23 protein-coding genes are annotated in these 19,475 nt (G+C 69.3%); 5 read left to right on the top strand and 18 right to left on the bottom strand.

The genetic code is table 11. The features are described from left to right. Positions 1-36: 36 nt before the first annotated feature. From JWP60_RS18185 to plsY, 4 genes are all read left to right on the top strand, one after another. Positions 37-1,098: an aldo/keto reductase gene (locus JWP60_RS18185; RefSeq protein ID WP_299794604.1), complete on the top strand. Its 1,062-nt coding sequence runs from the start codon at positions 37-39 to the stop codon at positions 1,096-1,098. 10 nt (positions 1,099-1,108) lie between these two features. After that, the gene (locus JWP60_RS18190; protein ID WP_299794606.1) at positions 1,109-1,603 is read left to right on the top strand and encodes an aminoacyl-tRNA deacylase; all 495 of its coding nucleotides are present in this window, start codon (positions 1,109-1,111) and stop codon (positions 1,601-1,603) included. Between the two features lie 81 nt (positions 1,604-1,684). Continuing rightward, positions 1,685-3,343: an L-lactate permease gene (locus JWP60_RS18195; RefSeq protein ID WP_299794610.1), complete on the top strand. Its 1,659-nt coding sequence runs from the start codon at positions 1,685-1,687 to the stop codon at positions 3,341-3,343. A 72-nt stretch (positions 3,344-3,415) separates the two neighbouring features. Next, entirely contained in the window at positions 3,416-4,069 is a 654-nt protein-coding gene (gene plsY / locus JWP60_RS18200) for a glycerol-3-phosphate 1-O-acyltransferase PlsY (RefSeq protein WP_299794613.1), read from the top strand. Positions 4,070-4,303: 234 nt separating this feature from the next. Here the strand turns inward: plsY and JWP60_RS18205 are convergent, their stop codons facing one another. Both JWP60_RS18205 and JWP60_RS18210 read right to left on the bottom strand, forming a co-directional pair. Beyond that, complete coding sequence (locus JWP60_RS18205) at positions 4,304-4,942, bottom strand: retropepsin-like aspartic protease (RefSeq protein WP_299794616.1); 639 nt, start codon at positions 4,940-4,942, stop codon at positions 4,304-4,306. 2 nt (positions 4,943-4,944) lie between these two features. Further along, on the bottom strand, positions 4,945-5,430 hold the full coding sequence (locus tag JWP60_RS18210; protein WP_299794619.1) for a YajQ family cyclic di-GMP-binding protein: 486 nt from the start codon (positions 5,428-5,430) through the stop codon (positions 4,945-4,947). 52 nt (positions 5,431-5,482) lie between these two features. On the opposite strand from JWP60_RS18210, the gene murB reads away from it, so the two are divergent. Further along, positions 5,483-6,523, top strand: coding sequence for a UDP-N-acetylmuramate dehydrogenase (murB, locus tag JWP60_RS18215; RefSeq protein WP_299794622.1), 1,041 nt, complete (start codon positions 5,483-5,485; stop codon positions 6,521-6,523). Here the strand turns inward: murB and JWP60_RS18220 are convergent. The 16 genes from JWP60_RS18220 to JWP60_RS18295 all read right to left on the bottom strand — a co-directional run bounded on the left by JWP60_RS18220 (position 6,520) and on the right by JWP60_RS18295 (position 19,444). Beyond that, positions 6,520-7,728: an ABC transporter permease gene (locus tag JWP60_RS18220; protein ID WP_299794625.1), complete on the bottom strand. Its 1,209-nt coding sequence runs from the start codon at positions 7,726-7,728 to the stop codon at positions 6,520-6,522. The two genes, murB and JWP60_RS18220, sit on opposite strands and share 4 nt — an antisense overlap. A gap of 4 nt (positions 7,729-7,732) precedes the next feature. Beyond that, positions 7,733-8,473, bottom strand: a complete 741-nt coding sequence (locus tag JWP60_RS18225) for an ABC transporter ATP-binding protein (protein ID WP_299794628.1) — start codon at positions 8,471-8,473, stop codon at positions 7,733-7,735. Continuing rightward, a complete protein-coding gene (locus JWP60_RS18230) occupies positions 8,470-9,318 on the bottom strand; it encodes a glycosyltransferase family 2 protein (protein ID WP_299794631.1) in 849 nt (282 codons plus the stop codon). Before JWP60_RS18230 ends, JWP60_RS18225 begins: the two co-directional genes overlap by 4 nt. A 5-nt stretch (positions 9,319-9,323) precedes the next feature. Continuing rightward, on the bottom strand, positions 9,324-10,058 hold the full coding sequence (fabG, locus tag JWP60_RS18235) for a 3-oxoacyl-ACP reductase FabG (RefSeq protein WP_299794634.1): 735 nt from the start codon (positions 10,056-10,058) through the stop codon (positions 9,324-9,326). Then, positions 10,055-10,486: a hydroxymyristoyl-ACP dehydratase gene (locus JWP60_RS18240; protein WP_299794636.1), complete on the bottom strand. Its 432-nt coding sequence runs from the start codon at positions 10,484-10,486 to the stop codon at positions 10,055-10,057. Before JWP60_RS18240 ends, fabG begins: the two co-directional genes overlap by 4 nt. Next, positions 10,483-11,298, bottom strand: a complete 816-nt coding sequence (locus JWP60_RS18245) for a beta-ketoacyl synthase chain length factor (RefSeq protein WP_299794637.1) — start codon at positions 11,296-11,298, stop codon at positions 10,483-10,485. The genes JWP60_RS18240 and JWP60_RS18245 overlap by 4 nt, the downstream gene beginning before the upstream one ends. A gap of 2 nt (positions 11,299-11,300) precedes the next feature. Continuing rightward, positions 11,301-12,473 (bottom strand): beta-ketoacyl-ACP synthase, encoded by a 1,173-nt coding sequence (locus tag JWP60_RS18250; protein ID WP_299794639.1) that lies wholly within the window; start codon positions 12,471-12,473, stop codon positions 11,301-11,303. A 20-nt stretch (positions 12,474-12,493) separates the two neighbouring features. Next, entirely contained in the window at positions 12,494-13,564 is a 1,071-nt protein-coding gene (locus JWP60_RS18255) for a class I SAM-dependent methyltransferase (protein WP_299794642.1), read from the bottom strand. 18 nt (positions 13,565-13,582) lie between these two features. Further along, positions 13,583-14,155 carry a LolA-related protein gene (locus tag JWP60_RS18260; RefSeq protein WP_299794645.1) on the bottom strand — a complete coding sequence of 191 codons (573 nt, stop codon included), beginning with the start codon at positions 14,153-14,155 and terminating at the stop codon, positions 13,583-13,585. Then, positions 14,152-15,039, bottom strand: coding sequence for a hypothetical protein (locus tag JWP60_RS18265; RefSeq protein WP_299794647.1), 888 nt, complete (start codon positions 15,037-15,039; stop codon positions 14,152-14,154). Before JWP60_RS18265 ends, JWP60_RS18260 begins: the two co-directional genes overlap by 4 nt. Further along, complete coding sequence (locus JWP60_RS18270) at positions 15,036-16,742, bottom strand: AMP-binding protein (protein ID WP_299794649.1); 1,707 nt, start codon at positions 16,740-16,742, stop codon at positions 15,036-15,038. The genes JWP60_RS18265 and JWP60_RS18270 overlap by 4 nt, the downstream gene beginning before the upstream one ends. Beyond that, positions 16,739-17,140, bottom strand: coding sequence for a hypothetical protein (locus JWP60_RS18275; RefSeq protein WP_299794651.1), 402 nt, complete (start codon positions 17,138-17,140; stop codon positions 16,739-16,741). Before JWP60_RS18275 ends, JWP60_RS18270 begins: the two co-directional genes overlap by 4 nt. A gap of 15 nt (positions 17,141-17,155) precedes the next feature. Next, positions 17,156-17,443 (bottom strand): phosphopantetheine-binding protein, encoded by a 288-nt coding sequence (locus tag JWP60_RS18280; protein ID WP_299794652.1) that lies wholly within the window; start codon positions 17,441-17,443, stop codon positions 17,156-17,158. Further along, positions 17,440-17,832, bottom strand: coding sequence for a hypothetical protein (locus JWP60_RS18285; RefSeq protein WP_299794654.1), 393 nt, complete (start codon positions 17,830-17,832; stop codon positions 17,440-17,442). The genes JWP60_RS18280 and JWP60_RS18285 overlap by 4 nt, the downstream gene beginning before the upstream one ends. A gap of 345 nt (positions 17,833-18,177) precedes the next feature. Next, positions 18,178-18,540, bottom strand: a complete 363-nt coding sequence (locus JWP60_RS18290) for an SPW repeat protein (protein ID WP_299794656.1) — start codon at positions 18,538-18,540, stop codon at positions 18,178-18,180. A 67-nt stretch (positions 18,541-18,607) separates the two neighbouring features. Continuing rightward, entirely contained in the window at positions 18,608-19,444 is an 837-nt protein-coding gene (locus tag JWP60_RS18295) for a hypothetical protein (protein WP_299794658.1), read from the bottom strand. Between the last annotated feature and the right edge of the window lie 31 nt (positions 19,445-19,475).

Consider the following 19,475-nt stretch of genomic DNA (forward strand, 5'->3'; position numbering starts at 1 on the left):
TCGACCGCTTTTCTCCATAGCCAACGCTGTAACGCCATGCAAACCATCCAGCTCGGCCAGAGCAACCTTCAAGTCACCCCCATCTGCCTGGGCACCATGACCTTCGGCGAGCAGGTGAACGAGCGCGACGCCCACGCGATCATGGACCGCGCGCTCGAACGCGGCATCAACTTCCTCGACACCGCGGAGATGTACTCGGTACCCGCCCGCAAGGAGACCTTCGGCGCCACCGAAACCATCATCGGCCGCTGGCTCGCCGCGCGGCCCGGCGTGCGCCAGAAGATCGTGCTGGCCTCGAAGGTCGCCGGCCCGTCCCGCGGCATGCCGTGGGTGCGCGCGGGCGGCGGCATGACGCCGGCAGACATCGTCGCCTCGTGCGAGGGCTCGCTGCGGCGCCTGCAGACCGAGGCGATCGACCTGTATCAGATCCACTGGCCCGAACGCAATGTGCCGGCCTTCGGCCAGATCTACTACGACCCGGCCAAGGAGCGCACCCAGACCTCGATCCACGAGCAGTTGCAGGCACTCGACCAGCTCGTGCGGCAAGGAAAGGTGCGCGCGATCGGCCTCTCGAACGAAAGCCCGTACGGCGTCCACGAGTTCGTGCGGCTCGCCGAGCAGCATGGCCTGGCGCGCGTCGCCACCGTGCAGAACCCGTATTGCCTGGTGAGCCGCGGCGTCGACAACGGCCTGGATGAAACCATGCACCGGCTGGGCGTGTCGCTGCTTGCTTATTCGCCGCTGGCCTTCGGCCTCCTGACCGGCAAGTACGACGAGAGCGGCACCACGGGCGCCGGCGCGCCGAGCGACGGACGCATCGCCAGGTTCGAGAGCGTGCGCGCGCAGCGCTGGGGGCGGGCGGAAGCGCTGGCCGCCGCGCGCCGCTACAACGCACTGGCGCGTGAGCACGGCCTGAGCCCCACGCGCATGGCGCTGGCCTGGTGCTATCGCAACTGGCGGGTGGCCAGCACGATCATCGGCGTGACTTCGGTGGCGCAACTCGAGGAGGACCTGGACGCCTGGAACACGGAGCTGTCGCCGCAGCTGCTGTCCGCCATCGACCAGATCCGCTGGGAGCTGCGCGACCCCGCCGCCTGAGAGCGCTCGCATGGCCCGGAAGGTCCACGTCAGCGAGACTCCGGCGACCGCCTTTCTCAAGGCGAACGGGGTCGCCTTCACCGAGCACCCCTACGAGTACCTGGAACACGGGGGCGCGCAGCACAGCGCGCAGGTGCTCGGTCTCGATCCCTTCACCGTGGTCAAAACCTTGATCATGGAGGACGAGAAGGCACGGCCGCTGGTGGTGCTGATGCACGGCAACCGCAAGGTATCGACCAGGAACCTGGCGCGCCAGATCGGCGCCAGGTCCGTGGAGCCGTGCAAGCCCGAAGTGGCCAACCGGCACAGCGGCTATCTCGTGGGCGGCACGTCGCCTTTCGCAACGCGCAAGCAGATGCCCGTGTATGTGGAAGAGAGCATCCTGGCCTTGCCCCGCATCGTGCTCAATGGCGGCCGCCGCGGCTACCTGGTGGGAATCGAGCCGATGGAATGCGTCCGGCTGCTGGCAGCGAAGCCGGTGAATTGCGCATTGGCGGACGAATGAAAACCCACTGACAGTTTTCCGTCAGTATTGCTATAAATGGCGGCTTCCCCGCAAGAAGAGCGATACGGAAGGAGACAAGCGATGTGGCAACAGGTCTACGACCCCATGGGCAGCATGGTGCTTTCGACCGCGCTGGCTGCGATTCCCGTGGTGGTGATGCTGGTCGGACTTGGCTTCCTGCACATGAAGGCGCACTTCGCGGCGCTGGCAGGCCTGGTGGCGGCAATCGCCATCGCGATCGTCGCGTTCGGCATGCCGGCGGGCATGGCGGGCCGTGCGGCCTGGCTGGGCGCCCTCACCGGTCTGCTGCCGATCGGCTGGATCGTGTTGAACATCATCTTCCTGCACCAGCTGACCGAGCGTAACGGCTCCTTCAAGGTCCTGCAGGATTCCATCGCGGGCGTCACCGCGGACCGACGGCTGCAACTGCTGCTGATCGCCTTCTCGTTCGGTGCCTTCTTCGAGGGCGCGGCGGGCTTCGGCACCCCGGTGGCGGTGACCGCGGCCATGCTGATCGGACTGGGCTTCTCGCCGCTGGCAGCCTCGGGCCTGTCGCTGATCGCGAACACGGCGCCGGTGGCCTTCGGCGCGCTCGGCACGCCGATCATCACGCTGGCCAAGGTGCACAACTACGACGTGACCGCGATCTCCGCGATGGTCGGGCGGCAACTGCCGTTCTTCTCGCTGCTGGTGCCCTTCTGGTTGATCTGGGCGTTCGCGGGCTTTCGCGGAATGCTGCAGATCTGGCCGGCGATCCTGGTCACCGGCGTGTTCTTCGCCGTGCCGCAGTACCTGGTCTCCAACCACTTCGGGCCGGAGCTGGTCGACGTGATCTCCGCCGCCGTCTCGATGTTCGCCCTCGCGATGTTCCTGCGTATGTGGAAGCCCGCCGAGATCTGGACCTCGGTCGTGCCGCGCGGCCACGAGGCGGACGCGGGAAGCGCCGTCGCGGCCCAGCCGCGCACCGTGCATCCGTCGGGCGCCGTGATGCGGGCGTGGATGCCCTGGGTGCTGCTGGCGGTGTTCGTCTTCATCTGGGGGCTGCCACCGGTGAAGAGCTGGCTCAATGGCCTGTTCGCGCCCAACTACCCGATCGGCGGCCTGCACAACCTGATCGAGCGCGTGCCGCCCGTGGTGCCCACGAACACCAAGGAAGGCGCCGTCTACGCGTTCACGCTGCTGTCCGCGACCGGCACGGCCATCCTGCTGGCGGCGATCGTCGGCGGAGTGCTTGCGAAATACAACCCGGTGGAGATCGCGCGCATCTACGGCGCCACCTTCTGGAAGGTGCGCTTCTCGCTGATGACGATCGCGCTGATGCTGGCGCTGGGCACGGTCACGCGCTACTCCGGCCTGGACACGACCCTGGGCCTGGCCTTCGCGGCCACCGGCCCGCTGTATCCCTTCTTCGGCACGCTCATGGGTTGGCTGGGCGTGGCGCTCACCGGCTCGGACACCGCGTCCAACGTGTTGTTCGGCGGCATGCAGAAGGTGGCCGCGGGCCAGCTCGGGCTGCCGATCAACCTGATGGGGGCGGCCAACAGCTCCGGCGGCGTCATGGGCAAGATGATCGATGCGCAATCGATCGTCGTGGCCTCCACCGCCACCGGCTGGTTGAACAAGGAGGGCGAGATCCTGCGCTACGTGTTCTTCCACTCGATCGCCCTGGCGGCCCTGGTGGGTATCCTGGTCACGCTGCAGGCTTACGTGCCGCCGTTCACCAGCATGGTGGTGCCTTAGCAGGCTGCTGGGAACCCGGGCTCTGGCGGCTGGCAGAATACGAGTCCTCTCGCAGAACAAGAGGAGCCGGAAGTGCAAGCGCTGTATTCCCTGGCCGCCGTCGTCGCGGCCTACCTGCTTGGCTCGCTGGCATTCGCGGTGATCGTGAGCCGCGTCATGGGACTGTCCGATCCGCGCACGTTCGGCAGCAAGAATCCCGGCGCCACCAACGTGCTGCGCTCCGGCAGCAAGGCCGCCGCCGTCGTCACGCTGCTGTTCGATGCGCTGAAGGGTTTCCTTCCCGTGCTGCTGGTGAGGCTCCTTGGACCGCGCTACGGCTTGCAGGACGGCACGCTGGCGATGGTGGGGCTCGCCGCTTTCCTCGGCCACCTGTACCCCGTGTTCTTCCGCTTCCAGGGCGGCAAGGGCGTGGCCACCTTCATCGGCGTGGTGTTCGGCGTGCACTGGATCCTCGGCCTGGCCACCGGGGCGACGTGGCTGATCATCGCCTTCTTCTTTCGCTACTCCTCGCTGGCCTCGCTGCTCTCCGCGGTATTCGCGCCCGTGTATTACCTGCTGGGGGACCACGTGACCTGGTATGCGGAAGCCCCGGTGACGATGGCACTGTTCGCGATGGCGTTGCTGCTTGCGTGGCGGCACCGCGCCAACATCCAGCGCCTGCTGCAAGGCAAGGAGTCGCGGCTGGGGGGCGGCAAGAAGGCCGCGGCGGCGGCGCGTCACGGCTGACGCCACAAGAAAAAGAGGCGGCCTTTCAGGGCCGCCTCAACCACACTAGAGGGTCCCTGCCCCAACCCCCGAAGTGCCGGATCCACTGGATCTTGGTAGCAACGAGAGTTACGAACTGAAACCTCTAGCGCCCATTATTAACAGTTTTTCTGGCAATTGCAAACATATTCGTGTGAGCAAGTACACCGGATATGGTACCGGCGGGGAGCCGATGCTCCTGCTTGCGTCGCATTCTCAGTACCGGCGCTCCAGCACCAGCTGGTCGTTCATGCGCGTCATCTGAAAGCGGGTGAGAAAGCTGTTGCCCAGGAGAATGCGCGGCATCGCCACCGGCAGCACGGCGGCATCGACTTCGTAGACCTCGACGTCGCCGATGCGCACCGAGGACAACTTCACCAGGTAAGTCGCGACCACGCCATTGGCCGTGCTGCTGCGCGCCAGCTGCCCCTTCGTGTAGTCGATGCCCAGGCGCTCCGCATCCGCCGTGCCCATGGCCACGGTGGTCGCGCCCGTGTCCACCAGGAACTGCACCGCGCGGCCATTGATCGTGCCCTGCGTCAGGAAGTGGTCGCCCGTGCTCGCGGTCAGCACGATGCGATTGCCGCGGGCCGCCGGTCCGCTGCCGCCGACGCTGGCCGGCGCCTCGCCCACGTGCAGCGTCTGCTGGCGGCCACCCACTTCCAGCACCGCCTGGTCCCCCTGCGTCGACAGCACCTTGACGCCCTTGTAGCTTTCCCCGGGCGCCACGCTCTTCGGCGCGCCGCCGTCGACGATCAGCAGGGCCTTGTTGCCCAGCATGCCTTGCAGCGTGACCGACTGCGCGGCGGCCATGCCGCCTGCGAGTGACAGGGCGAGCGCCAGGAGGGCCCGCACGGTCAGTCGCGGAAGTTGTTGAAGGACAGCGGCAGGTCCGCCATCTCCTTGCGCACCAGGGCCATGGTGGCCTGCAGGTCGTCCTTCTTGGTCCCGGTGACGCGCAGGGCGTCGCCCTGGATGGCGGCCTGCACCTTCACCTTGCTCTCCTTGATGAGCTTCTGGATCTTCTTGGCCTGCTCGGTCTCGATGCCGCTGCGCACCTTGAGCACCTGCTTGACCTTGTCGCCGCCCATCTTCTGCACGTCGCCCTTGTCCAGGAAGCGCGGGTCGACCTCCTGCTTGGACAGCTTGCCCATGAGGATGTCCGTCACCTGCTGCAACTGGAACTCGGCGTCGCCGATCAGCGTGATGTCCTTGTCCTTGATCTCGATGGCCGCGGCGGTCCCCTTGAAGTCGAAGCGCGTGCCGACCTCCTTGCCCGAATTCTCCACGGCGTTCTTCACCTTCACCATGTTCGGCTCGCACACGATATCGAATGACGGCATATTGGCTTTCCTCCTGCACCAGCGGTACGGCTGCCTGGTCCACAATTCTCACATGATCGTAGAGTCCAATGCCTCGCTGCAGCCGTACAACACCTTTGGCATTGTCGCCCGTGCGAAGACCCTGGTGCGGGTGAAGGGGCCGGAGGACGTGCATGCCGTGCTGGCTCGGCCGGAACTGGCGGACGAACCCAAGTTCGTGCTGGGCGGCGGCAGCAACATCGTGCTGACGGGGGACGTGAAGACGCTGGTGCTCAAGGTCGAAGTGGCCGGCCGCAAGGTGCTGGAAGACGGGCCGCGCGCCACCCTCATCGAATTCGGGGCCGGCGAGAACTGGCACGAGGCCGTCACCTGGACCATCGAGCAGGGCCTGGGCGGCCTGGAGAACCTGGCGCTGATCCCCGGCACGGTGGGTGCCTCGCCGGTGCAGAACATCGGCGCCTACGGCATCGAACTGCAGGACCGCTTCGATTCGCTGGATGCGATCGACCTGGTCACCGGCCGCGAATTCACGCTGGATGCGACGCAGTGCGCCTTCGGCTACCGCGACTCGGTGTTCAAGCACTCGCCGGCGCGCGACAGCGACTTCGGGCTGGCCGGCCGCGCGGTGATCCTGCGCGTGCGCCTGCGCCTGCCGAAGCCCTGGAAGCCGGTGCTCGGCTACGTCGATCTGCAGCGCAAGATGACCGAGAGCGGCATCGCCCACCCGGACGCCCGCCAGATCTACGACTGGGTCTGTGCGATCCGCGGTGCCAAGCTGCCCGACCCGCGCGTGATCGGCAACGCCGGCAGCTTCTTCAAGAATCCGACGGTGACCCCGGAGCAGTGCCAGGACATCATCGCGCGCGACCCGGGCATCGTGCATTACCCGATGCCGGACGGCACGATCAAGCTGGCCGCCGGCTGGCTGATCGACGCCTGCGGCTGGAAGGGCAAGTCGGTCGGCCAGGCGGGGGTCTACGAGAAGCAGGCGCTGGTCCTGGTGAATCGCGGCGGCGCCACCGGCGGCGAGGTGGTCACGCTGGCGCGGGCGATCCAGACCAGCGTGTATGAGCGCTTCGGGATCCGGCTGGAGCCCGAACCGGTCGTGGTCTAGTTGGCCGGCCGCCGCAGCAGCCAGCCGCTTCCCAGCAGGCAGGCCAGCGCAAACGCGAACAGGAGTCCGGCGCGCGGCAGGATCTCGCCGGCGCTGGGCGTGCCGAGGAACACCGACTGCATTCCGTCGAGCGCCCATCCCATCGGCGACCAGGCGGAAAACGTCTGCATCGCGGGCGGCATCAACACCCGCGGGACCATCACGCCCGCAATCGCACCAAGGACCACGTTGAGCCCGCCGCCCAGCGCCGCCGCGTGCTCGAAGTTGCGCGTGCCACTGGCGATCAGCAAGGCCAGCCCCACCGCCGCGGTGCTGGTGGCCAGCACCATCAGCAGGAACCAGCCGGGGGCGATCGCCAAGCTCAAGGCATCGCCCCCCAGCCATGGCACCAGCCAGCGACCCACCAGCAGCATGAAGCCCAGCTGCACCCAATTGAGCACGATGAAGGCCAGCAACTTGCCGCCCAGGATGGCGAAGGACGAAACCTGCTGCGTCGCCAGGCGGGCCAGCGTGCCCTCGTTGCGTTCCTGGATCAGCACACCGGCGATCGGGATCACGACGAAGAACATGCCGAAGATCAGCCAGGCGGGAACGCTTTGCTGCACGGCGGTCATGCGCCGCCCGGACTCGATCTCGTACAGGTAGCGCACGGCGACACCGCTGTCGGCCGCGAGCAGGTCGCCGCCCGAGGCGCTATCGAGCAGCACGCCAGCGAAGGGCCCGGCCTCCGCCGCCGCCCGCTTCATCTGGGCCTGCAGCAACGAGAAGCTCAATTCGGCCCGCAGCCGCGCGGCGGCGGCCGGTGCGACGCGGTTGCCCAGCCACATTTCCAGCTGGCGGCTGTCGGGGCGGCCGCTGGCCGGGTCCAGCAGCGGTGCGCGCACGACGACGCCGGCTTCCACCTGGCGCGTCGCCAGCGCCTGCTGCAAGGCCTGCCTGCTGGCGAAGCGAGGACCGGGATGCCGCGCCTGCCACTCGCGCGCCCATTGCGTGGCGAAGGGCGTCGTGTCTTCCTGCACCCAGCCGGCCACCGGCAAGTCCACCTTCGCGGTGAGCGTGTTCTTCAGGGTGAAGGACATCACCAGCACGAAGATCGCCGGCATCAGGAACAGGGCCGACAGGCCGTGCAGGTTGCGCGAGAGCAGGCGCCACTCCTTGCAGGCGACGGCAAGGATCTGCGCGCGGATGGCGGAGCAAGGGAACATCACGCTAGTCGCGCAGGGAGCGGTGGGTGTAGTGCATGAACAGATCTTCGAGATTCGCGTGCGGCGGCCTTTCGCCGTTGCCGCGCAGCAGCGTGGCGAGGTCGCCCACCGCCAGCACCTGGCCATGATCCAGCAGGACGATGTCCGAGCAGACGGCGCTCACTTCCTCCATGTAGTGCGTGGCATACAGCACCGCAGTGCCGCCCGCTACCAGTTCCCGCACGCGATCGAGCAGGAAGGCACGCGACTGCGGATCCACGCCCACCGTCGGCTCGTCGAGCAGCAGCACCTGCGGCTGCTGCAGCAGGGCGATGGCCAGGTTCAGGCGGCGGCGCACGCCACCCGAGCAATGGCGCGCCGGTCGCTGCGCGAATTCGCCGAGCTGGCAACTCGCGATGGCGCCGGCTACGCGCCGCGCCGATTCGGCGCGCGGCGTGTCGAGCATCGCGGCGAAGAAGGCCAGGTTCTCGCGGCAGCTCAGGTCGGGATAGAACGCCGCTTCCTGCGGCACCCAGGCCACGCGGCGGCGGTCGGCAGCGGCGATCTCGATGTGGCCTTGCTGCGGCTGGCGCAGTCCGGCCAGCAGGCCGATCAAGGTGGACTTGCCCGAGCCGTTCGGTCCCAGCAGGCCCACGGCCTGGCCGGCGCGCAGGCGCAGGTCGACGCCCTGCAGCGCCGCTGCTTCCTGCCGCGGGTACCGGTACACCAGGCCGGTGGCCAGCACCGCCGGGGGGGCTTCGCTCATTGCAGCGAGGTATCCCTCGCCGGCAGCACGTGGGCCGCTGCGCCGATGGCCGAGACGCCCGCCGCCTTGCGCCCGGGCAGCACGGTTGCCGGCTGCAGGCTGCGCCACAGGCCCACGGGCGCCATGCCGCTGCGCAGCAGGCGACCGCCGACCATCAGCACGATCTTGGTGATGTCCCAAACCGGGCGGAAGTGGCTGCGGCGGGCGTTGGCCGGGTAGCGCCCGGGGATCGCCAGCGCCAGCGTCGAATGGCCATGCCGGGCCGCCTCGATCAGCACCTCGCTCTCGAAGGTGAAGCGGCTGCCGCGCACCTTGGGCCCGAGCGCGAGTCGCATCACTTCCGCCGGATAAGCGCGAAAGCCCGATTGCGAATCGGCGATCGGGTGGCCGGCCGCCCACGAGATCCAGAAGCAGGCAAAGCGGTTGGCACGCCAGCGCGCCAGCGGGAACTGCGAGCGATCGTGCAGGCGCGAGCCGATCACGATGCGGCGCGGGTTGCGCCGCCAGGCGGCCAGCAGCAACGGCGCATCGGCCGGATCGTGCTGGCCGTCGCCGTCCATGGCGATCACGCAGGCGGCGTGCTGCGCCAGCGCGTGCGTGAACGCCGTGCGCAGGCTCGCTTCCTTGCCGCGGTTGTGGGCGTGGACCAGCAGCGTGACGGGCAGCCCGCTCAGTTGTTCGGCGGTGCCGTCGGTTGAGCCGTCGTCCACGACGATCACGTTGGGCGATTGCGCCAGCGCCTCCTGCGCGAGGGCGCGAATGGTGGCCGCCTCCTGGTAGGCCGGGATCGCGATCCACACGCCTTGCCAAACCCCTGTCGGGTCGTGTTGTTGTGCGGTTTCCATGGTGTTCAGTACAGCCCTCCGTTGACACCGATCTCCTGGCCGGTGATGTAGCTTGCGGCATCGGACGCCAGGAACGCGACCAGCGCCGCCACCTCCTCCGGCCGCCCGGCGCGGCCGGCGGGCACCAGCGCCTTGATGCGTTCCGGCGGGAAGGCCTGCTGCGCCATGCCGGTGGCGATCACGCCCGGCGACACCGTGTTGACCGTCACGCCGCGGTTCGCCACTTCCTGCGCCAGCGACTTCGCAGCCGCGTGCACGCCCGCCTTGGCGGCCGCGTAATTGGCCTGGCCCCGATTGCCGGCTTGGCCCGCCACCGAACCGATGTTGACGATGCGCCCCCAGCGCTGGCGCACCATCGGCATCACCAGCGGCTGCGTGACGCGAAAGAAGCCGTTCAGGTTGGCGTCGATCACACCGAGCCACTGCGCCTGCGGCATCGCCACCAGCAAGGCGTCGTGATGGAAGCCGGCGTTGTTCACCAGCACGTCGATCGCGCCGGCTGCGAGCAGCGGCTGCAGCGCCGCCTGCACGGCGGCAGCGTCGGCGAGATCGAAAGCCACCGCTTCGGCACTGGCGCCGCTCGCCTGGAACTCGTGCACCAGCGCTTGGGCGCGCTCGCTGTTGCGGTGCGCGTGAACGATCACGTGCAGCCCCTGCGCACTGAGCGCACGGCAGATCGCCGCGCCGATTTCGCCGCTGCCGCCGGTGACCAGCGCCCTGCGCTTGCCCGCCGCGTTCATGGCGCTTGCCCGCCCAGAACGACCACCAGCCGGCCGGAAGCGACCAGCGTGCCACTCGTGCCGACCTCGAAGCGGTACATGCAGCCGGACTCGGAGCGACCCAGCAACTCGGCGCGAATCGACAGCGCCTCGCCCTCGGACGGAATGGCGACCGCGCCGAGTTGCACGTCGACCAGCGTGGCCAGCATGCCGGCGCGCGCCTGGCCGGATGCGGCCAGCAGCGCGCCGTGCACCGCCGTCGCCTGCGCCGCGTACTCGGTGGCGACGATGGCGGGCACGCGCCGGTCGCGCGCCAGCGGATGGTCGGCGCCGGGCAAGGCACTGGTGCAGGCGATGGACGCGGCACTCCATTCGGTCACCGCATCGAGCAGGCACATGGCCCCGGCATGCGGCACCAGTCGCTCGATTCCGGCGCGATCGATTCTCATGCGCTGCCGTCCTCGCGCCACAGGCTCAGGCTCTGCGAGCCGAAGGAAAAATGCAGCGCGCTGCCGCCGGCGGATTCCAGCAAACCCAGTGCGGCGAGCGCGCGCGCACTGCTGTTGCCGTGCCAGTCGCGCGGCAGCCAGTCCGGCAGCGGTGACGCCGGCGCTTGCGAAGCCGCTTGCAGCAGCATCCGGAAGCGACCCAGGGCCGGGGCCGACGCATGCGCCTCCCCCGCGCTGATCACGAAGGCGGCAGCCGTGCCGTGCACCACGGGCAGCACTTCGGCCAGCGGCGCGGTCATGGCCGGATCGCACACCGCCAGCAGCACCGGCCGGCCGCTGGCCACCGCGTCGGTGACCGCGCACAACAGGCCGCAGGCAAAGCTCTCGAGGCCCAGGCTCACCACCGTGGCCGCCTGCCGGTTCTGCCAGCCGATGGAGAAATAGCCCGAGGGGGCGTTGTGGACCGAATTCGTGAACAGCATCGGCGAAAGCTGCCGCGTGGTGGCCAGCGTCTGCAGCATCTGCTGGCACACCTCGCCGGTGCCTTCGTCGGTGGCGAACACGGACCGCAATTCGGCGGGATCGAACGGCGAGTCTGCAAGAGCCTGGGCGACGCAGGCGAGCGTCAGGCGCACGGCCTGGCTGGCGCGGCGCCGTTCGGCCGCCGGCAACTGCGGCGGGGCCGGCAGCGCCAGCGGTGTGTCGGCGGCAATGCACTGCTCGCCGCGGCAGGCCAGGCGCAGGTCGACCAAGGACGTGAGCCCCGGCGCCAGGACACCGGCAGCGTGCAAGCGGAAGGACAGCGGCTTCACGTTCAGGCCCCCGCGCTGAAAATGAGCGAACAGTTGCTGCCACCGAAACCGAAGTTGTTGCTCATGGCATGGCGCAGCGCGGCGGGGCGCGCGGTTCGCACCAGGTCGACCGGCAGCGAAACGTCCGGCGTGTCCAGGTTGGCGGAGGGCGGCAGGGTCTGGCGCTCGACGGCCGCAGCCGTGATGATCGCCTCGACGATGCCGGCTGCACCCAGCGTGTGGCCGGTGATGCCCTTGGTGGAGGACACCGGCACGCCGGCAGCGCCGAACACCGCGGCGAGTGCGGCCGCTTCGGAGCGATCGTTGGCCGGCGTCGCGGTGCCGTGCGCATTGACCCAGCCGATGTCGCCAGCCTGCAGGCCGGCCTCGGCCAGCGCCGCGCGCATCGCATCCTGTGCGCCCAGGCCTTCGGGGTGCGGCGTCGACATGTGCCAGGCGTCGCTCGACTCGCCACCGCCGCTCACCGAGACCGCGGCAGGAGTCGCTTCGACCAGCATGAAGCCGGCCGCCTCGCCGATCGAAATGCCTTTGCGGCCGGCGTCGAACGGCCGGCAGATTTCCGGCGACAGCAGTTGCAGCGCGTGGAATCCGTGCAAGGTGGAGAGGCACAGGCTGTCGACGCCGCCGACCACTGCCGCGTCGATCACGCCGGCGGCGATCCAGCGTTGCGCCAGCAGGAACACTTTCGCGCTCGAGGAGCAGGCCGTGGAGACCGTCGCCATGGGGCCCTGCAGGCCCAGCGTCTCGGCGCTGAAACGGCACAGCGCGTCGACCGCATGCGTGCGCCGATAGTCGAATGCGGCCGGCCATTGGCCGTTCGCGTGGCGCTGCGCGTACGCGACTTCGGTGCTGCGGATGCCGGACGTGCTGGTGCCCAGGATCACGCCGATGCGATGCGCGCCATGGCGCGTGCGCGCGGTCGCGACGGCCCGGGCGAAAGCGCTGTCCTGGAGTGCCAGCCAGGCGAGCCGGTGATTGCGGCAGTCCCAGGCGCCGACATGCGCCGCGAGACTGGCGTCATCGACGCCGGGCGCGGCGCCCGTCCAACAGGGCAGGTCGCACCAGTCCAGATCGTTGGGGCGCAGGCCGCTGCGGCCCTGGGCCACGGCCTCCCAAAGGGCGGTGACGCCGTGGCCGGCAGGGTGAACGACTGTGGTCGCCGAGATTCCGAGCACGAGTTTGCGTCCGGGGTGATTCAGGCCGCCGGCCGGCACTCGAGCAGCGTGTGATAGCCCCCGATGCCGTCAGTCTGGCGGGTGATCGTGAGGCCGGCGCGTTCGACCAGCGCGAGGAACACGGGGGAGTCGTACATCTGGCTGTTGCCGTTGGCCACGCAGCTGAAATACAGCGAGGTCTGCTGCAGGCTGAAGGCGGCCGCTTCGAAGCGCTGCCGGTCCCAGAACAATTCCAGGATCCAGATGCGGCCGTCCGGCGCCAGCGCCGCGGCGGCCTTGCGCAGGATGGCGACCACCTGGTCCTCGGAGAAGCAGTCCAGGAACTGGCTCATCCAGATCAGGTCGTAGCCGGCGGGCAGCGGCGCCTGCTCATCGAGCAGGTCGGTCGGATGCGAACGCACCCGCTGCGCGAAGCCCGCCTGCTCCAGCCGGGCACGGGCGCGCGCAAGCTGCGGCGGCAGGTCCACCAGGCCCACCTGCAATTGCGGCAGGCGCTCGAGGCAGTACTGCGCCCATTTGCCGGTGTTGCAGCCGACATCGAGCAAGCGGGTCGGCGCCGTCTGCGCCAACAGCTGGCACACCGCGGGAAAGGCGCGGTCGGAATAGAAATGATCGAAGGCGTGCCAGCTCGTGCGCGCCGGCTCGGGCATCACCGACAGCCCCTCGTAGAGCGTGGCCCAGGGACCGAGCTCGTGCAGGCCGGCGGGCCGGCCTTCCTGCAGCGAGGCATCGAGGTGGGCGGCCGCCTGGTAGCAGACGTCGCGCGTGAAATCAAAATTGACGCGCGTCATCTCGTCATCGAGCAGGAAGCGCCCGAGCTTGCCCAGCCGAAAGCGGCCCTCGGCGCGCCACACGATGTGCAGGCCGAGCCCGGCTTCGAGCAGCACGCGTGCTGCGTACGGTGCGAGGCCGGTGGACTGCTGCACCTCCTCGAGCGTGCAGCCCTCGGGGCCGCCTTGCGCCAGCGCCGCGAGCACGCCCCGGTCGCGCATGGCGGCCGTTGCCTGGAAGGCGAGCGGCGCGAAAGCCAGCCACTGGGCCGCGCTGACGGCCTCCATGGCGGAGAGGGGATCCTTGTCGTACAGGGGCATGGCGGGGTATTCGGGATCTCAGGGAAGGATGCGGGTGGTGGTGCGTTCGCCCTGACGATCGGTGACGATCAGGACGCGTAGCTGGCCGTCGGTGCCTTGCAGCTGCACGGTGTCGATCTGGCGCGAGCCCGCGCTGGCGCGCGGCTGCAATTGCGCCGACCAGACGTGCTCGTCGCCATTGACGACGATCGTGAAATCGCGTTGCAGGGCGAGGAGGTCGCCGGCGATCGCGCGGCGCGTGGCGTCGGCCAGCGCCTGCAAGGCAGGGGTCGAGCGAAAGAAGATCTGCTTGCGGCCGGCGCCGCCGGGGCCTTCCCATTCGAGCCGGTCCTCCAGCATGCGCCAGGTTTCCTGCCGCGGCTCCTCGACGCGCTTTTCCAGCGACTGCGGGGTGACGTGCAGCGTTCCGCGCGTGGTGACCGGCGCCGAGAGCCACGGCGACTCGCGCGTTTCCTCATAACGGGCGTCGGGCCTGGGGGCGGCCTGCAGCAAGGCCTGCAACTGCGCCACCGTGAGCGCGTGGGCGAGGCCGGCCACGCCAGCCAGCGCGAGCAAGCACAGGACGCGCACGCCATGCAGCAGCGGTTTCATGCGCGCATCCCTTGTTCCGTCCAGAACGGATAGAAGTTGAACCAGTTGAGCGGATAGCGCCGCGCGAACGTTTCGAGCAAGCCCGCGTAGCGGTCGATCATCGGCTGCAACGCTGTCCCACGACTGTCGCGCGCGGCAGCCGCACCGAATTCGACGAACTCGATGCGATAGCGGTTGCGGCCTTCGTGCAGGCCGAAGCACATCACCACGGGGGCCGCGCTGCGCGCCGCCAGCACGTGCGGCGCCACCGGCAGACCAACGAGGCGGCCGAAGAAGTGGGTGGTCAGCGAAGCCGCCTTGCCGTCGACGCGGTCCGCGAGCAAGCCGAGGATCTCGCCGCGCTCGAGCGCCGCGTGCGCCTTGAGGTAGCTGTCGGGCCGGCCGATCTCGATCAGGCTTGGACCTTCGGCGATGCCGGCCAGGCGCCGCAGTCGCGCGCGCGGGTCCTGGCGCATCATGATGCTGATCGGCCGGCCGTCCATGGAGCGGTGCGCCAGCATCATCAGGTCGAAGCTGCCCAGGTGCGAACCCAGGAGCACGCAACCCTTGCCTTGCGCCAGCAGCCGGTCGACCATGGGCAGGCCCACGATCTCGACTTCGAAACGGTGGAAGTCGCCGGCCGCCATGTAGACCCGGTCGAGCAAGGTCGTGGCGAAGGTGTAGATGTGCCGGAACACCTGCGGCCAACGGGCGGGGCGGCCGTGCACCGCCTGCAGGAAGTCGGCCGAGGCACGCCGGGCGACGCCGTCGGTGAGCACGAAGTAGAGGGTGATCGGAAACAGCAGGCCGCGGCACACCGTGCGCCCGCAGGTGCGCGCCAGCCAGACGATCAGCGCGATCAGCCAGGGGCTGCCCCGTTCGGCCTTGGCCGTCCAGGCGCTCACGGCGAAGCCTCCGCCAGCGGCGCCAGCACCACGCTGCCTTCGGCGATCGCCTGGTGCACGCCGTCGCGCAGCGCGCTGACGCGGAAGGACAGCGATCCCTCGCGTTGCGTGAACTGCACGCGCGCCGACTCCTCGGGCAACAGGGGCGAGGCGAACTTCACGCGCGGCAGGCGCGCCACGTCGCGGCCGGTGCGCTCCCGCACGCCGGCGAGCACGTGGTCGAGGATCAGCACGCCCGGCACGACCGGCCGGCCGGGAAAGTGCCCGGGCAGCGAAGGATGGCTGGCCGCGACGCGGAAGTGATGGTCGCTGCAGGCCGCGGGGGCAGCGGCGCCCGTCGTGCGCTGTGCCGCATGGAGCGCCTCCAGCGCCGCGCGTGGCAGCTTGCCGTTGGCGTCGCGCGGCAGCCGCTCCACCTGCAGCCAGCTGCGCGGCAGGAAGACGACGTCGATGCGCTCGCGCAGCCAGCGTTCGGCGGCGGCACGATCGAGGTGGCCGGCGTGGATCAGCACCAGTCGCTCGGTCGGCGCGTCCTCGGCCGGCAGGTAGAACACGCCGTCCTCCAGGCCGGGCAGATCCTGCAGCAGCAGGTTGAGGCCGCTCAGCGAGGCGCGCCGGCCGCCGATCTTCACCATGTCTGCGTGCCGCCCGAGCAGGGTGAAGCGGCCGTCGCCGCCGATTTCCACCCGGTCGGCCAACGTGTGCGGCGACGGAAAGTGCGTGCCGCGGGCCTGCGTGCCGTCGGCGCCGACTTCGAGACGGACATCGCCGATCGGCTGCCAGCTCGCTTGCGTGGCAGTGCGGCGCGTGGCGATCACGCCCGTTTCGGTGGAGCCGAAGATCTCCACCACCGGCGCGCTCACCAGCGCCTCGACCTGCGCGGCCAGGGTGGCTGCGAGCGGCATGGTGGAGACGAGGGCGAGCCGGCAATCCGGCAAGGTTTCGCCGGCACGGGCCAGCGCTCGCAGGTGCAGTGGCGTGGCGATCCAGGCGGTCGGTCCGCCGCATTGTTCGACGGCCGTGCGCACGTCCAGGGGCAACAGGGGCTTGCGATCCAGCACCGCCAGGCCGGTCGCCAGCGGCAGCATCACGGAGCTCTCGAAGCCGAACATGTGCTGCGGCGGCACGCTGCAGACCAGGGCCCGCAAGGCGGCGAGGCCACCGTGCACTTCCGTGTCCAGGCGGGCGGCCAGGGCGCGCGCGCCCTGTGTCAACTGCCCCCAGGTCTTGGCGTGCGGCTGCGGTGCTCCGGTGCTGCCGGACGTGTACAGCCGCACGCAGGTCTGCCGTGCATCCGGGGTCCACGCCAGCTCGCGCGGCGAGGGCAGGTGGCGTGGCACCTGGGGCAGATAGACGAGACCACCCGTGCGCGCGCCGGAGACCGGCTGCAACAGCGTCTCATCGTCCACCACCACCATCGCGCCGGGCGTGCCCCCGAGCAGCGCCACGAGGTCGGCCAGGCCGCCGGAAGGCGGCAGCAGTTGCAGGCAGCCGCGGCGCAGCGCGGCCAGGGCGGTGATGAGAAAACCCGCGCGAGTGGCGCACAGGTTGCAAACGGGGGTGTCGGGATGCAGGCGGTCCGCGAGTTCGCGGGCGGCTGCGTGGATCTCGTGCCACGTCCAGTCGTGCGCGCCGCCGATGACGGCGGGGCGGTGCAGGAGCGAGGGGGACAGCAGTGCGGCCATCGTCTTGGGGTCGCTCACGGGGCCTTGCCTCGTGCGGGTCGCCAGACCTGCAGCGTATCCCTGAACTGCTGCAGCACGCCGGGAAAGCGATGGGCGGGGAAGAGGTGGGGTCGCAGCCAGTGCTCACCCAGGAAGAGGAGGGCCGTGCCGCTCCAGACCAGCATGCCGGACCACGCAGCCGCGCGTGGCGCGCCCAGGCCAAGCAGGGCGGCCAGGACGAAGTAGGCGCACCACACCGCGGTGAGGCGACGGGTATACAAAACGAGCTGCGGCGGCAAGCCCGGTTCGCTGACCCGGGCAATGCGCGTGATCAGGGCTTCGTGCCCCGGCCGCAAGGTGCGGCCGAAGAACAGGGCCAGCCATCCCGTCATCAGGAAGGAAAGCGCGCGCCACGCGATGCCGACATCGAACGCCACGCGCCATCCCCCCGATCAGCCCTGCGCCCGAGCGGTCCCGAGGTAGGCGGCCAGGCTTTCCAGCGAGCCGAAGATGGCGTCGTTCTCGGGGTTGTCCGCGGCCAGCTTGACGCCATAACGCTGCTGGATGATCAGCGAGATCTCCAGCAGGTCGAGCGAGTCGAGGTCGAGGCCGCCGCCGAACAGCGGGGCCTTCAGGTCGACCTGGCTGGCGTCGACGTCTTCGAGGTGGAGTCCCTCGACGAGCAGCACGGCGAGTTCTCTCGCCTCGATCGTCGGGCGATCGCCGAGGGTGACGCTCATGACGCGGACAACTGCGCGTTGATGCCGCGCGTCAGGTTCTGGATCCAGCCGTTGTAGTTCTTGTGGATCGTGCCGCCCTTCTCGTCCAGGTTGACGCTGGAGCGGTATTGCACGCTGTACGACTTGGGCGAATAGGGGATCGCGACCACGGCCGTGTGGTTGCGCAGTTGCAGCGTGCCCAGCAGCATGCCGGGGCCTTCTTCCTTCATCTGCCAGCCGAGCGCGGAGCCGGCGCGGACGATGGCGCCGCGGACTTGTTCGTTGCTCAGGGCCTTGCCCGAGGCGGTGGCGACGGGGGCTTCGCTGACGTTCATGATCGGCGCGGCGACGCAGCCAGCGAGGGCGGCGGCGGCGAGCACAACGGTGGCCAGCTTGACGGACACGGACATGGATCGGTTCTCCTGAAATTTCTCGTTCGACTGTTGTGACGTGCCAGCGCTGCCGGCGCGACGCCCGGGATTCGACGCGGGGCTATCCTCGGGCGACCGGATTTTGCCCGACCGTAGTAAGGGGAGTTGGCGGGCGCGGCCGATAAACAACAGTCTCCTCACCCTGAAGGGGGACAGGCTGTAATTTTGTCGCACGCCGCCGGGGCGTTCTGCCCATCAGTTCACCGCGCAGCGCCGGAAGGAAGACGGCAAACGCATCACCCGCCCTCCGGCCTGGTGCCGGACGGCATGACCCTGGTCGATGGCGGTACGAGCAGAAGGCCCGCGCCCGCCCTGAGCCACGCGCTAGCCGGCCTGTCGGTCCCAACCGGAGGCGAACTCGTCGTCGGTCGCCAGCACCCACAGGGCGAGGGCGATCACCGTGCTGCCCGTGAGCAGGGCATTCTGCAGCGCCGCGGGATTGCCGTCGAAGCCGAGCACCACCGGCAACAGCATCAGCACCACGCCGAGCGCCACGTCGAGCCACTCTTCCCAGGCTTGCGAGACCTGCATCGCCTCGATGCTGGAGGCGATCAGCAGGGCGCCCAGGGCTGCCGTGCTGACGGCGGCGACGATCACGCCGTGGAAGCCGAGGATCCAGGGGGACACGATCAGCCAGGCCCCGAGGAGGGCGTTGGCCGGGTCCTGCCAGTGCTTGACGCGCTTCATGACGGACTCCTTCGGCCGCGCGGGGCGGCCTGTGCGGAGCCATCTTAGTCCCGCGGCGGCTGCCTTGTCACTGGCCGGCGACGCTGCTGCCGCGGCCGTAGTAGGCCTGCACGGTGTCCCAGGCCACGGTCTGCAGGTGCCGCGCCACGGCGGGCTCGAGGCCGGCGGTGTACGAGGAGCCCACCGGCGAGCGCTTGAACAGCGACGCATACACCGTGGCCGCGGCCAGGTAGGTGCCGGCGAGGCTGGGATGGCGCTTGTCCGATGCGTAGAGATTCAGGTCCGGCCGCTGCGCCACCGAGCGGGCGAAGGCCAGGCCGGCGGGGATCACGAAGGCGTCGTTGTTGTTGCCCTCGCGCGTGTACGCCTCGGCGAGTTGCGCCGTCATCTCCGGCTTGTCCTGGTAGGCCCACGACATGAAGAACACCGGCTTGGCGCCATGGCGCCGGAACGTGTCGGCATTGAGCTTCGCGTTCCTGACGAACACCGGCGCGAGCTGCGGATGGATCGGGCACTGGCTGCAGTCCATCACGATCGCCACGTCGAACAGGCGATCGAGCTTGTTGAAGGTGATGTTGTTGTTGGCGTCGAACGAATAGCTGCCGATCGCATTCGGCCGGAAGTACGACTCCACGTCGTGCCAATCGAAGCCCGAGCCGCTGATGGTCACCGAGGTGCCGCGATGGCGGAAGCCCGGCATGCCGGCCGCGATGAACTGACCGACGTGGCCGTGCATGCTGTTGTTGTAGTAGAAAAAGCTGTTGCCGATCCAGATGGCGGAGGCCGGATCGGTGATGCCCGCGTCGGTGAGCTTGGGTCGTGTGGCGGTCTGCGCCTGGACGGCGCCAGCCGCGAGCAGGAGGGATAGGACGAAGCCGGTGAGAAAACGAGAGAGCTGGGACATGGTGTCTCCTCGCAGGGTGCGGGGCGCCAGC

It is taken from the genome of Ramlibacter sp. (assembly GCF_028291745.1).
Lineage (GTDB): Bacteria > Pseudomonadota > Gammaproteobacteria > Burkholderiales > Burkholderiaceae_C > Ramlibacter.

Coding starts and splice junctions, on each gene's coding strand:
- JWP60_RS18185 (WP_299794604.1), top strand. CDS start 37: ATGCAAACCATCCAGCTCGGCCAGAGCAACCTTCAAGTCACCCCCATC.
- JWP60_RS18190 (WP_299794606.1), top strand. CDS start 1,109: ATGGCCCGGAAGGTCCACGTCAGCGAGACTCCGGCGACCGCCTTTCTC.
- JWP60_RS18195 (WP_299794610.1), top strand. CDS start 1,685: ATGTGGCAACAGGTCTACGACCCCATGGGCAGCATGGTGCTTTCGACC.
- JWP60_RS18210 (WP_299794619.1), bottom strand. CDS start 5,430: ATGCCGTCATTCGATATCGTGTGCGAGCCGAACATGGTGAAGGTGAAG.
- murB (WP_299794622.1), top strand. CDS start 5,483: ATGATCGTAGAGTCCAATGCCTCGCTGCAGCCGTACAACACCTTTGGC.
- JWP60_RS18220 (WP_299794625.1), bottom strand. CDS start 7,728: ATGTTCCCTTGCTCCGCCATCCGCGCGCAGATCCTTGCCGTCGCCTGC.
- JWP60_RS18225 (WP_299794628.1), bottom strand. CDS start 8,473: ATGAGCGAAGCCCCCCCGGCGGTGCTGGCCACCGGCCTGGTGTACCGG.
- JWP60_RS18230 (WP_299794631.1), bottom strand. CDS start 9,318: ATGGAAACCGCACAACAACACGACCCGACAGGGGTTTGGCAAGGCGTG.
- fabG (WP_299794634.1), bottom strand. CDS start 10,058: ATGAACGCGGCGGGCAAGCGCAGGGCGCTGGTCACCGGCGGCAGCGGC.
- JWP60_RS18240 (WP_299794636.1), bottom strand. CDS start 10,486: ATGAGAATCGATCGCGCCGGAATCGAGCGACTGGTGCCGCATGCCGGG.
- JWP60_RS18255 (WP_299794642.1), bottom strand. CDS start 13,564: ATGCCCCTGTACGACAAGGATCCCCTCTCCGCCATGGAGGCCGTCAGC.
- JWP60_RS18260 (WP_299794645.1), bottom strand. CDS start 14,155: ATGAAACCGCTGCTGCATGGCGTGCGCGTCCTGTGCTTGCTCGCGCTG.
- JWP60_RS18280 (WP_299794652.1), bottom strand. CDS start 17,443: ATGAGCGTCACCCTCGGCGATCGCCCGACGATCGAGGCGAGAGAACTC.
- JWP60_RS18285 (WP_299794654.1), bottom strand. CDS start 17,832: ATGTCCGTGTCCGTCAAGCTGGCCACCGTTGTGCTCGCCGCCGCCGCC.
- JWP60_RS18290 (WP_299794656.1), bottom strand. CDS start 18,540: ATGAAGCGCGTCAAGCACTGGCAGGACCCGGCCAACGCCCTCCTCGGG.
- JWP60_RS18295 (WP_299794658.1), bottom strand. CDS start 19,444: ATGTCCCAGCTCTCTCGTTTTCTCACCGGCTTCGTCCTATCCCTCCTG.